Below are 13,142 nucleotides of genomic sequence, written 5' to 3'. Positions count from 1 at the left end.
TTTTATTTCAAGTCATCATTGTGCTGTTTGCGATTCTAAAAGCTTCTGTTTCGCTTCTTCTGGAATCAGACGTTTGTTGCCTTTGACATCTACAGCAACAAAGGTAAACACACCTTCAGTTACCCGAATTGGGGGGCGTGAATCATCATGGCTATCCCAAACCTCGATTTCCATCTGGATAGATGTCTTGCCAACTTTGAGAATTTTGGTATAACAACTAATCACGTCTCCGACTTTTACCGGTACCAGAAAAGTCATCTGGTTAATCGAAATCGTGGCACAACGTCCCTTTGAAAATCGTTCTGCGTGAATCGCGCCTGCCAAGTCCATTTGTGAAACGATCCAGCCACCAAAGACATCACCACTCCAGTTGGTATCTGCAGGCATTGCGATCGTCTGTAGGGAAAGAATCCCCTCTGGTCTTACTTGAGAATCTGACACTTTCACTCCAGGCATTTGAATTAGGGTTGGGTATTTAACTGCTGATCAAGCCATTTTTGCAGCTCGCTTGACCGTAATGCACCGCTTATTCTAGCAATTTCGTTGCTTTTATTCATCAACACCAGCGTCGGAATACTGCGAACATTAAATGCCGAACTTAAGCGAGGATTCGCTTCTGTATCAATTTTTGCAAAAACCACATTTGGATATTGCTGGGCGACAGTCGCAAAATGCGGTGCCATCATTTTACAGGGACCACACCATTCTGCCCAGAGATCAATCAGGATTGGCAAGTCACTATGCGTGACAAACTGGCTGAAATTCTGCTCATTCAGCTCAATTGGTACCAGTGGAATCAGGGCTTGATGACATTGACCACAAGCAGGGTTGGCAGTGAGTTTATCTTCAGGGACACGGTTTTTGGCCAGACATTCCGGACATACAATAATCATCTAGCGCACTCCAATATGTTGATGTAAGAATTCTAATTGGGTCGAAACTGCTTTTTCAAACCATTCCCCATGATAAATATCAAAATGCCGGATATTCCACTCATGATATTGCACAAATGGTGCAATATTGGTCGCAGCTTCACGACTGGATTCAATGGGAATCAGACTATCCAGTTTTGCCGCAATAAACAGGACTGGAATGTTAATCTTTCTGACTTCCTGAATCGGTCGATAGCGCATCAGTTTAAAGAATGCCCGTGCAGGAATATGACCACTCCAGTAATAATCCGGATTGACAATCGACAGATAACCTTCATAACTGTCCTGTGTCGGCATAAAACATAGCTCATGCGGATCAACTACAGGTAAGGTTTTTGGTGCCATACCAACCTTGGCCCCCATATAATCCTGACTGGAAACTTTAAGCGCCTTGGGGAGTTGCTGTAAAGGATATAGTTGGGCACTTTCAGCCCCATCGACAAAAGGCACCTGTACCATCGCCGCCTGAATATTTTTCAGCTCTGCTGCAAGTGTCAATACATGCCCACCACTTAAGGCCGTACCCCAGAGCACGATCCGTTTACTGTCAATCGATTTGCGTTCCTGAATATGTCTGATCATGGTTCGCCAGTCATCGAGCTGGGCATTGATCGACACCAGTTCACGTGGACGCCCAGTGCTGCCGCCCCAATAGCGATAGTCAAATAAAACCACCGCATAGCCGGCACTGGCAAAACGCTGGGCATATTGCACCAGTTTAAATTGACGTAAGGCAGCCAGACCATGAGCCATCAGGATTACGGCCGGTTTTTCTATATTTTTAGGCCGATAAAAATCTGCAGCAATCACTTCCTGACCGCTTTTGACATACAGTGGTTCAACTGTATAAGCCTGCATACGCGCTCCATTGCGTTATCTTATGGTTATCATCATTTATAAAAATTTCAGAACAGGTTCAGCATGTTTTCAGCTTAATGCTATCATAAAGCATATCGATATAAATGAAATGATGGAGTGGCGTCATGAGCGAAAATGTAGGTTTTGCTGGTCAAATTGGTCCAGAACACGTAACTCAAGTGGTTGAGAAAGGTTTTAAATCGATTATCAACAACCGTCCGGACATGGAAGGTGGTTCCGAGCAGCCAACCAGTGCACAAATCGAGGAAGCTGCACGCAATGCCGGTCTGGATTATGTATTCCAACCAGTAGTAGCCGGTCAGATTACGGAGCTTGATGTACGCACTTTTGCCAATCATTATAATGAGTTACCAAAACCGATCTTGATGTTCTGTCGTACTGGAAACCGCTCGAATAATTTATATCAGCTGGCAAAACAGATGGACCTGCTGGATGACTAAGTCGTTTTGGAAAGGTGTGGTACTGGTAACCTGTTTTAGCTGTATTACACCTGTTTTTGCTGCAAATGATCTTAGCCGTGCGCTGACCTCTATGGTGAGTGTCACGGGTCAAATGACACCAAGCAAGTTTCAGCAATTGATTCAGCAAGGTTTCAAATCTGTGATTGTCAATCGGCCGGATCAGGAAACTGGCAATAATGTCACGGTGAGTCAATTACGCTCTATTGCGGAAAAATCTCAAGTGAGTGTGATTTATCAACCTGTAGTGAGTGGCCAAATTTCTCAAGCCAATATTGAAGAGTTTGCTCGATATTATAATGAGTTGCCAAAGCCGATTTTGATGGTCTGCCGTAGTGGCACTCGTTCAGCCGCTTTGTTCAATCAGGCGAAATCTCAAGGATTGATTCATGAATAAAATTTTGGTCGTGTTATGTCTGAGCTTGAACTTTTTCGGTTGTAGTTCAATGAATTTGAAGCCGACTGTGGGTGTGAGTGTAGGGACGTCGATTTAAGTTTTTAAATTTCAACCCCCATAAAAAACAGCGCCGAAGCGCTGTTTTTTCGTCAGATAAGATTATTAGTTGACACATGTTGTATATGGACTTACGCGGTTAGGTGCATAACTTCCATCAGCAGCATAATCACTACTTAAACTTGGCAATGTTAATGTTGTATAGCCTCTAGTTGGTGTTTGTGCAAGTGTAGTTTTCGCTCCTACTTCTACTGCGATCCAATGAGCATTTGCTTTTGGATATTCAATGATGAAGTCAAACCGACCAGTACTATCTGTACGATAGGTCGTGGTATATGGGTGAGTCGTACTATTATTTGCTGTACCACCTAAGAAACGAACCACACGTAATGCCTGACCATTAGCCATCCAAGTTGTTGTTGTTGGATCCACCGTACATGTCGTTGCTGAGTTTGTATCTTGAACTTGTGCAGGTATTGTACCTACTAATGGATAATAATAATCACCTGGTTTAATCCAACCTTTTAGATTCGTAAATGGATAAACCGCATCTAGTTCTTTAACTTTTAAGGTAATAGGATTGCCATCCACATCGACACCAGGTTGCTCAACTATTTTCCATGCATCTTTCTGAATTTCATATTTCCATTCACCTAAAACATAAGAAGTTGGACGAATATCTAAAACCACATCCTGATTTGCCACTGGCTTCCCATCAACATCAACCAGCTGAACAGAACCTTCTTTTTGATAATAAATACCGTTACCTGTTGATGTAAGCTCTGTTGGATTAAAATTAACCGCAATAGAACCAATCGTTACTGGCACTTCGGAATTTACCACATCAATCACATGCGGTACACGTCGCTCTGTATTCTGCGTATCTTTAACTACAGCTTCTACACGTAAATCAGCAGCAACGAAGTCATAGGTTGGATTACGTAAACTTTCATCAATTACAATTGAAAATTTTGCCCAACCATTCTCATCACTTTCAATAGTAGATGCGCCATGAATATATGCACCATTTTGATTATATTGAGGAATTGTTAATGTAACTGCTTTACCAGCTTGACTTGAACCATCTAAGTCTACTACCAATACTGATACTTCGAAAGAATCACCACGGACATTTAACTTATCTTTAGATACTTTAATTTTTAAGTCCAATTCTGGCGCTAAAACTGTTGGTGAGTGCACTTGAATACTGCCAGGTAGACTTACTGAAGCACCTGTTGCAGTGGTATGGGTTGCCGTTAATTCGATTGGTAGAACTGGTAATACTAATGTACCTTGTAGTGATTTCATCGATACTTCAAATACAGCTTCACCAAATTGATTAGTAATGAGCTGTGAAGCCCCTTTAATACTAGTCGCATTTCGCGGATCAGCAATAGCTAAGCTAACTTTTTCATTCGCAACACCGCCTTGATTCTTATCAAGAAGTTTAACCGTCACAAATGCACTATCACCTGCTGAACTTAATGACACACGACTACTATCAATAGTTAAGTGATAAGGATTACTAATATCTTGAACAGCAAAATTTAGCTTCGTCTGAATTTCATTACCGCGTGGATCACGGATAGTTCCTGTTACTACAATAGATTCTAAAGCAGCAGATGTAATACCTTGTGGAATAATTAAGTCAATTGGCACTGAACCATTTCCTTGTATTACCACTCCGTCAGCACTCAGCTTAATACCTGCAGCTATCGCTTCTGGATTCAGAGTCAATCGCATTGGTGTACCAGCTGCAGTATTAATCCCCATTTCATCTTTAACAGCTGCATACACTTTAACTGTTTGCCCAGCTGTCACTGTTTTTACATCTGATGTTAAACGCGGATTTAAAGCATTTGCTGGAGCGGTGATACTAATTACACTTGTTTGCTGTAAACGATCGCCATTATTTAAGTTCGTACCAACTACGGCAAAGACAATACCATTTTTGATCAAACTAGCATCATAAACGCCCTCGGCTACGGTCACGGTAAATTCAGCTTCACCATCACTATTCGTTTGAGTTGGTATATTGCTTAATGACACACGACTAGAAGTGAGACTAGATAAAGCAATTGCAATTGGTGTATTTGGAATAGGATTACCCTTTTCATCAACTGCTGTAATTTTGACGCGAGTCTCACCACCGAGAACAGAAATTGTATCTAATGGGTCACCATCAACTGTCGTAAAGACAAGATCTGCTAAGTCTGGTAAAACCACAGTGGCTTTCTCTAATTCAACTTTACGAACTAACGTGTATGCAGAACCATCAGCACGTCGTGCAGTCGCAGTAAATTCCAAATCATTTGCAGCTAGATTCTCAATTTCAGCTTGATTTTGAGGATTAATCGTTACTTCAAATATTGCAAGACCATTACTGTCTGTCATGACTTGAGATGGTGAAGCAAAACTTACACCACTTCTTAAAGCAGCTTCATTTAACCCAAGTGAAACGACTTGGTTTGCAAAAGCCTTACCTTGTGTATCTTTCGCATTAATTGTCACCTGAATCGTCTTAGGTGTATTCACACCCAATGTAACAACATAATCAGATGCATCTAAGGTAAAGTAATCTAGAATCTGCCCGGCATTTGGTGATTTAAAGTTCAAGGTTTGAACAGCAGCTTTACCATTGCTGGTTGTCGCCGTGATACGAACACCTGGACTTACCAACTTAATCTGCTCTTGAGTACCTGCAACTTTATATTCAAACTCAAAATAAGCGTAACCATTGGCATCAGTAAGCTTAGTTGCTTCACCTGTTAAAGTGAATTGTGCTGTTTTTAACTGCTCTAGGGTTAAATCCGGTGTATTAATCGTAACTTTTGCACCCTGTAAAGCACCCTTATCAGCAGATAACGCTTTTACTGGTACAATAATTTTTTGATCTTTTGAATAATCAAATGCTTGCAGAATTGGATCAATTAAAACCTCTGCAGGTGTAGATTCAACATCAGGAGCTCTTAAATCAATACGGCGAGAAGCTTCATAATTCGAACCATCAGCACGTTTAGCTGTTAATGTAACCTGTAAATCACCTGACTCAAGGTCGCTAATCAAGTTTTGAACTTCGCCCTTATTACGTGGCAATGCCTTAAAGGTGAAGGTCACATAACCATCAGCATCAGTTTTTTGTGCAAAGGTTTGCGCACCAATGTTCGCACCTGTTGGATCAAGTAAATAAATACCATTCTTATGCGCTTGTTCATTATAGCTGATCGTTACATCTTGATTAGCAAGTGCTGTACCACCCACATTTATTGCACGTACCTTAACTGTAATATCAGTTTGTACGTTTTCTTCGATCGCAGCATAACCATCTGTATCAATAGAGATATAATCTAAAGCTTCTGAAGTCAAAGACTCTCTAAAGTTCAATTTTGCTGTCTGCGTTTTTCCGTTTGCAGTTGCTGTTACAGTCACACCATTTAAGATATCACGCTGTACTGTGGTATTTGCATATTGATATTCAAATACAAACGTTGCATAACCATCATCACCTGTAAACTGTTCAGCGGCACCATTTAAGCTAAAGTTCAACTGTGCTAACTTATTTTGAACATCCGTGGTGATCGCAACTTTTTCATTTTTAAGCGTACCACCATCGACATCTAATGCTTTTACGCGTACTTGAATCTTATGACTTTGAGTATAGTCAAATGAGTTTAATACTGGATCAATGACTAAAGTCTCAACTTTAGATTCAACTTGCTCTTCAGCTTGTACTAATTCAACTTTACGTTGAGCTTGACGAACAGATCCATCAGCAACTGCAGATAAGGCTTTCACTGTTACGCCATTTGCCAATAATGCTTCTAATTCCTGTTGGTTCTTTGGGTGCACACTGAATTCAAATTTTGCATAACCTTCTGCATCAGTTGCTACTGACGAAGCTGTAAGAAGATTAATACCATTTTCATTGGTTAATTCAATCTGAACATTTTGATTCGCCAAAACTGAACCATCAGTACTTTTTGCAAGCACAGACAACGCAACTTTAGTTTCTACATCCGTATCAATGACAGCTTTACCAATCATATCAATGACAAGAAAATCAAGCGTATTAGTTTGAGTTTCCGCAAAGTTAATAACCGTGCGTTGCTCTTTACCATTTGCAGTCGCCAATAACGCTACACCTTTCAATGCAAGGTTTTTTTGCTCTGTAGATTGTGCATCGTAGTTATAGCTAAATTCGAAGACAGCATAGCCTTGATCATCGGTATATTGCTCAGCAGCACCATTTAAACTCAAATTAAGTTTCGCTAATTCTGTACTTGAGATGTTTTCAGGACGCAATGTAATTTTTTCATTACGTAATGCGCTACCATCTTCACCAATCGCCTTCACTCGTACCGCAATGGTGTGATTTTTACTGTAATCATAAACACTAATTGGATCAATGATCAGATAATCGACTTCACTTGGTGCTTCTGCTTCTGACTTATAAAGTTCAACTTTTCTTGATACTTTGTATGCAGAACCATCTACACGCTGTGCAGATAAACGAACATTCAAACCAGATGCAAGCAATGCATCTAATTCAGATGCATTTTCTGGTGCAATGTTGACTTTAAATGTGGCTTGTCCTTGTGCATTGGTCACAACTTCTGTCGCAGAATTAAATGAAATACCACTATTGGTTTCTGTTTCATTCAATTCAATTTTCACAGTCTGGTCTTTTAATGTCTGACCATTTGTTGCCAATGCAGTTGCTGTAATCATCACTTCTGTTGGTTGATCGGTTGAGATAACTGCACGCCCACCTGTAGATACCACTAAATAATCAAGATTGATTTCTTGTTCATTTGCAGGTGCTTTAAAGTTAATAATCGTATTATTCGTCTTTCCATTGGCAGTTGCTGTAATTTCAAAACCATTTAGCAGTTTCTTTTGTGCAGGAGACTGTGCATTGTATTTATAGTCAAATGTGAATGTCACGTAACCATAATCATCAGTCAGTTTCGTCGCATCACCGACTAGACTTATATTTAAGTCCGCTAATTCTTGCGCACTAAAGACCGTTGTTAAGCTGACTTTTTCATTACGCAAAGATTGACCTGCTTGACCAATCGCCTTGACTCGCACTTGAATTGTTTGATCTTGCGTATAGTCATATGCAGCTTGCAACGGATCAATTAATAGTGAAGAGACTTGTGAAGCTTGCTCTTGCTCAATAAGCTTAATTGTTCTTAGCGTTGTATATTCAGAACCATCTTTTGCAGTTGCTTTAACAGCGACTGTTACACCACTCGCAAGCAATGCATTCAGTTCATCTTTATTTTTTGGTTTCGCATTTAAAACGAACTCAGCATTACCTAATGCATCTGTAACTAGGTTGTTAGAGGTTGCATACGTTACGCCATTTGAAACTGCAGTATTATCAATACCAATACTAATACGTTGGTTAGCTAAAACCTTACCATCTGTACCCATTGCCTTGACACGGATCTTGATCGGTGTATCTGTAGTGGTCGAAATTAAGGCTTGTCCATCTGTATCAACAGTAAAGAAACTTAAGTCAATACTATCGCTCGGAGCCTTAAAGTTAAGGCGAATATTGCTGACCTTACCATTCGACAAAGCATTGAAATTAAGACCTTTTTTCGCCAGCTCTTCTTGTTTAGGCGTTTCGTTATACTGGTAACTAAGTTTAAACGTTGCATAACCTAATGCATCAGTGATTTGTTCTGCTTGGGTCGTAAAACTTAAGCCTAACTGCTGCATCTGCTGATTAGTTAGGGCAGATTTTAATTGAATTTTTTCTTTTGCTAATGGGCTTCCATTGACATCTAATGCTTTTACACGAACGGTAATTTCTTGATTTTGCGTATAGTCAAAACGGGTTAAGATTGGATCTACCATAAGGTAATCCACTTGACTCGTTCCAGTGTCAATAATCGAGTTTGAAACTAAATCAATTTTACGAGTAACTGAATGCTTAGAACCATCATTACGATAAGACACTACTGCAACAGTTAGGCCTTTTTCAATTAAGGTATTTAATTCAGTTAAATTACGTGCTGCAACTTTTAATTTAAATTCAACTTTACCTTGTGCATCTGATACAAGCTTAGTTGCTGTGGCATATGAAACACCATTTGAAATCGCAGTTTCATCAATACCAATAGCTAATTCTTGATTTGCAAGAACTGCACCATCAACACCAAAGGCTTGCGTACGCACTACAATTTCAGTTTGTTGATTAAGTGCAATTTGAGCTAAACCATCAGTATCTAAAGTAAAGTAATCAAGGCTGACTTTGTCACTGACACTCTTTGTATTGAAGTTAACTTTAATTGTTTGAGTCTTTTGATTAGATAATGCCGTGGATGTAAAAGTAATCCCTTGCTTAGCCAACGCTTGCTGTTCTGCAGATTTATTATATTGATACTTATAAACAAACGTTGCATAACCATCTACATCTGTTAAAACTTCAGCAGCTGTACTTAAACTTAGACTCAACTTATTCAGCTGATCATCTGAAAGTAAAGATTTAATTGATACTTTTTCATTTTTAAGAGGGCCACCTTTTTCACCAATTGCTTTTACTTTAATCGTAATGTCTTGATTCTTAGTAGGATCAAAGTTTTCATTGATTGGGTCAATTAAGAGATACTTAACTGCTTCAGTTGCAACAGCCTTATCTTCAACAACAATTTTAATATTATTGCTAATACCGTTATCTGTTGTAAACGTCGCTGTGATCCCTGAAGCCTTTAATGCTTCTACAGCTGCTGCTGTTTGCGATGCTGGTGTTTTAATTCTGAAAGTGACATAACCCTCTGCGCCGACAGACTGACTTTCATTTAAATCAAAGTTAACACCATCACTACTGCCTTCTAACTTAACAGCATTCGCTACAGCTTCGCTATTCAAGGTAAGTTTGATTTTACCTTTTTTCGCAGCATGACCATTGTTCGCAATCGCTTTTACCTTAATTTCAACACTATCAGACATTGCATTGATTTTATAAGATGAAGCGATTTCTAAACGTTGAATAGCTTCTTGATCGGTTGCACTATCATCTGCAGTAATAACATCAACAGTAATGGTCGCGAATTTCTCAGGGTTCTCTAAGAAAGTTGCTTTAAGTTCAATTCCTTCATCTTTCAAAGCAAGTGGTGTATCAGAATTACTTTTTAGGATAAATTCCGCATAACCTTGTGCATTTGTAATGGCTTCAGTTTTATCCAAGGTCACACCACGACCTGATTGATTGGTCTCCAGGCGAACTTTTTTACCTGCTAAATCTTGTTTATTGGAATTTTTGGCATATACACGAATACGTGCTTCGCCATTTTTTGCAGCAATCGGTGCATCAGGCTTAATAATTTCAAGTTTATCGACAATTGTTGCAATATCTTTAAATGTTAGAGACGTAGTTGCTTGCTTTTCTGCACGATGCTCATCAATGAGTTTAAAGTTTAGTGTTTTAGAGGTATCTACAAGCTGTTGAATTTGTGCCGCAGTTAAATTTTTATTTGCTACAAGTTTAAAATTTGCTTTACCTTCACTATCTGTCTGTACAGATGATCCGTTGCTAATTACAAGCAACCCTTGTAACTCAGCAGGTAAAGACAATTCAACGGTTTGTCCTGGCTTAGAACCACCTTTTGGATCAGTCACTTGGACAAAAAATTCAGCTGCCCCATTTGGTAAGTCAATCGTAAGGCCTTGTGGCACATCTAGAGTATAATCACTAACAATTACACTAGATTTTTTAATATTAAGGGTATATACCTGTTTAACTTGTGTGCCATCTACAGTTGCAGTTAATTGCACCTTACCTGATTCAATATTAATCGAAGGAATTTTAAGCTCAAAAATAGCGATGCCATCTTCAGCTGTAGCAACTAAGGAACTTTTGCTTGTTACGCCTAACTTATCTGAATCATTAATCGCTAATCGTACATTTTTGCTAGAAATTCCACCTTTATCCGCATTTAATACTTGAACTGCAATTTGGATTGTAGAATTATCTACAACTTGGACGGTACTTTGGCCATTTTGATCTTGTAAAGCAATATTTAAACTTTCAGGAATTTGCGCTGTATTATTTGTGGATTCATTTCCTGTTTCACTAGATCCGCCTGAACCTGACTGATTGTTATTTCCCTGATCATAATATCCATCACTACCGCCCCCCCCACAAGCAACCAAAGAAATTGACGTTGCTAAAACTGTTGTATTTACCCCTAGTTTTTTTAAATTTATAAACAAACTCATGATTATTCCCGCTAGATATAATAGTTAAGCAGCCATAAAAAAATAGCTTTTGGCTTTTAAACAAAATTTACTCAAATTAGCAAAAATAAGCAATCTAGTTACATAATTTACATCAGAAACATTGTAAATCTTACATATAAATATTTAGTTTTTGAGACTTGGGAGGCAGTTTATGCACGACCTCATCATCATTGGCGCAGGCACTGCAGGAATCAGTGCTTATAATAAAGCCATTAAACACACCCAGAATATTTTAATTATTAATGATGGCCCATGGGATACCACCTGTGCACGTGTGGGCTGTATGCCAAGTAAACTGCTGATCTCATCTGCAAATCGTATGCATGACATTCAATCCGCAAACAACCTCGCTTTACAATATGATGCTGTAGTAGATACTTCTGGTGTCATGCAACGTGTGCATATCCTTAGAGAACGTTTCATTCGCGCAACCTTAAAAGGCGTAGATCAATGGGAAACTTCACATAAAGTTTCTGGGCATGCAAAGTTTATTGATGCGCATACAGTTGAAGTCAATGGACAATCTTATCAGGCCAAAAGCTTTATTGTTGCTGTAGGCTCACGCCCCAATATTGATGAAACTCTAAAGCAAAAATTAAAAGACAAATTCATCACTTCCAATGAAATATTTGAATTTTCCCAATTACCTAAGTCTTTAGCAGTGATCGGGAGTGGCATCATTGCAATTGAATTAGCTCAAGCCATGCAACGCCTGGGTGTACAAACCACAATGTTTGCGCGTAGTCAAAAAGTAGGTGCTTTAACTAGCCCAATCTTACAAAAACTGGCGCAAGAGCAATTCAGCAAAGAGCTCAATATCAAATTTAAAACCTTACCAGATGAGATTGAGATCCAAGCTGATAAAATAAAGATTAACTTTACAGAAAATGATCAGACTAAGAGTATTGAAGTTGAATATGTCTTAGGTGCTACAGGTCGGCAAAGCAATATAGATCGTTTAGGTCTAGATCAACTCAATTCAATATTCAAGGACATCAAAAACCTTCCTATCGATAAAGAAACCAAACAACTTGCAAACCTACCTATATTTATAGTCGGTGATGCCGCACCTGATGCGCCGATTCAACATGAAGCCGCGCATGCGGGTAAACAGGCAGTTTATAACTGTTTAAATTATCCGGATGTAAAGCCTATTCCTGCCTTAATCCCATTGGCGATTGTATTTTGTCATCCTGAAATGGCGATTGTCGGAAAAAGTTTTAAACAGCTGGAAGATCAACACATCGAATTTATTCGGGGATTCGTCTCTTATGAAAATCAAGGACGTGCACTGGTTCTGGCAGAAAACTCAGGTGGAATAGAAGTTTATATTGCTAAAAAATCAGGTAAATTACTTGGTGCAGAACTCTTTTGCTCCCAAGCAGAACATCTGGCCCATTTACTGGCCTGGATGATTGATGCTGACCAGGATATTTATCAGATCTTAAAGAAACCTTTTTATCATCCAACTTTGGAAGAAGGACTCAGAACTGCATTTAAACATGCTCGACGTCAATTGGATGCATTGCTATAAAGGAACTATAAACCTATTACGCTTTAAAATTGGTTCTTGCTCTAGTCTAATATTGAGCAATGTTGATGTTAAATTTATATATGACATATATAAGACAATTATTCCGCGCATAAAAAAATCCCCCTCTGCCTTGGCGGAGGGGGATTTCGAATAATGAGCTGGCGATGACTTACTCTCACATGGGTAACCCCACACTACCATCAGCGCTAAGAGGTTTCACTTCTGAGTTCGGGAAGGGATCAGGTGGTTCACTCTTGCTATGGTCGCCAGCACAACTGTTTATGGACTTGTTCGGGTCTTATTTACGCTGTTTATTTCGTATGCCTTACTTCGTACCAAATAGAATTCATTAACAGGTTTTATTTGAGTTGAATATTGTCATACTAACGAGCTTATGAATCAAGCTGTTTTGCTTAATATCGAATCAATCGATCCTCACTTCTTTCGAAGTTCGTACAACAACTGTTTGGGTGTTGTATAGTCAAGCCTCACGAGCAATTAGTATTGGTCAGCTTCACATATCACTATGCTTCCACATCCAACCTATCAACGTCGTAGTCTTCAACGGCTCTTTAGGAGACATAAAGTCTCGGGGAAATCTTATCTTGAGGTAGGCTTCCCGCTTAGATGCT

7 protein-coding genes and 2 rRNA genes are annotated in these 13,142 nt (G+C 39.2%); 3 read left to right on the top strand and 6 right to left on the bottom strand.

Translation table 11 applies throughout. The features are described from left to right. Window positions 1–15: 15 nt before the first annotated feature. Genes BFN00_RS10765 through BFN00_RS10755 form a run of 3 tightly spaced genes read right to left on the bottom strand, consistent with a single transcriptional unit; the run spans window position 16 to window position 1,790 of the window. On the bottom strand, window positions 16–456 hold the full coding sequence (locus BFN00_RS10765) for an acyl-CoA thioesterase (protein ID WP_153566559.1): 441 nt from the start codon (window positions 454–456) through the stop codon (window positions 16–18). Window positions 457–461: 5 nt separating this feature from the next. Continuing rightward, a complete protein-coding gene (trxC, locus tag BFN00_RS10760; protein ID WP_005101783.1) occupies window positions 462–893 on the bottom strand; it encodes a thioredoxin TrxC in 432 nt (143 codons plus the stop codon). Further along, entirely contained in the window at window positions 894–1,790 is an 897-nt protein-coding gene (locus BFN00_RS10755) for an alpha/beta hydrolase (protein WP_004645122.1), read from the bottom strand. A 125-nt stretch (window positions 1,791–1,915) separates the two neighbouring features. Here BFN00_RS10755 and BFN00_RS10750 point away from each other — a divergent pair, with 125 nt between their 5' ends. Beyond that, the gene (locus tag BFN00_RS10750; protein WP_004281596.1) at window positions 1,916–2,251 is read left to right on the top strand and encodes a protein tyrosine phosphatase family protein; all 336 of its coding nucleotides are present in this window, start codon (window positions 1,916–1,918) and stop codon (window positions 2,249–2,251) included. After that, a complete protein-coding gene (locus BFN00_RS10745; RefSeq protein WP_005098134.1) occupies window positions 2,244–2,666 on the top strand; it encodes a protein tyrosine phosphatase family protein in 423 nt (140 codons plus the stop codon). Before BFN00_RS10750 ends, BFN00_RS10745 begins: the two co-directional genes overlap by 8 nt. Window positions 2,667–2,828: 162 nt before the next feature. On the opposite strand, the gene BFN00_RS10740 is transcribed toward BFN00_RS10745, so the two are convergent. Then, the gene (locus BFN00_RS10740) at window positions 2,829–10,955 is read right to left on the bottom strand and encodes an alpha-2-macroglobulin family protein (protein ID WP_071851604.1); all 8,127 of its coding nucleotides are present in this window, start codon (window positions 10,953–10,955) and stop codon (window positions 2,829–2,831) included. A 172-nt stretch (window positions 10,956–11,127) separates the two neighbouring features. Between BFN00_RS10740 and BFN00_RS10735 the strand changes: the two genes are divergently transcribed. Continuing rightward, window positions 11,128–12,510 (top strand): dihydrolipoyl dehydrogenase, encoded by a 1,383-nt coding sequence (locus BFN00_RS10735; protein ID WP_071851603.1) that lies wholly within the window; start codon window positions 11,128–11,130, stop codon window positions 12,508–12,510. Window positions 12,511–12,666: 156 nt separating this feature from the next. Here the strand turns inward: BFN00_RS10735 and rrf are convergent. Together rrf and BFN00_RS10725 are read right to left on the bottom strand one after the other, a co-directional pair. Beyond that, a 5S ribosomal RNA gene (gene rrf / locus BFN00_RS10730) occupies window positions 12,667–12,781 on the bottom strand. A 206-nt stretch (window positions 12,782–12,987) separates the two neighbouring features. Beyond that, window positions 12,988–13,142 (bottom strand): 23S ribosomal RNA (locus tag BFN00_RS10725); the annotation flags it as partial.

The organism is Acinetobacter sp. AR2-3, assembly GCF_001878775.1.
GTDB lineage: Bacteria > Pseudomonadota > Gammaproteobacteria > Pseudomonadales > Moraxellaceae > Acinetobacter > Acinetobacter lwoffii_D.
The sequence above is the reverse complement of the archived record's forward strand: the minus strand, read 5'-3'. Positions and strand labels throughout refer to the sequence as shown.

What these genes read in the sequence shown, in the direction of transcription:
- BFN00_RS10765 (WP_153566559.1), bottom strand. Translation starts at nt 456, where the DNA reads ATGCCTGGAGTGAAAGTGTCAGATTCTCAAGTAAGACCAGAGGGGATT.
- trxC (WP_005101783.1), bottom strand. Translation starts at nt 893, where the DNA reads ATGATTATTGTATGTCCGGAATGTCTGGCCAAAAACCGTGTCCCTGAA.
- BFN00_RS10755 (WP_004645122.1), bottom strand. Translation starts at nt 1,790, where the DNA reads ATGCAGGCTTATACAGTTGAACCACTGTATGTCAAAAGCGGTCAGGAA.
- BFN00_RS10750 (WP_004281596.1), top strand. Translation starts at nt 1,916, where the DNA reads ATGAGCGAAAATGTAGGTTTTGCTGGTCAAATTGGTCCAGAACACGTA.
- BFN00_RS10745 (WP_005098134.1), top strand. Translation starts at nt 2,244, where the DNA reads ATGACTAAGTCGTTTTGGAAAGGTGTGGTACTGGTAACCTGTTTTAGC.
- BFN00_RS10740 (WP_071851604.1), bottom strand. Translation starts at nt 10,955, where the DNA reads ATGAGTTTGTTTATAAATTTAAAAAAACTAGGGGTAAATACAACAGTT.
- BFN00_RS10735 (WP_071851603.1), top strand. Translation starts at nt 11,128, where the DNA reads ATGCACGACCTCATCATCATTGGCGCAGGCACTGCAGGAATCAGTGCT.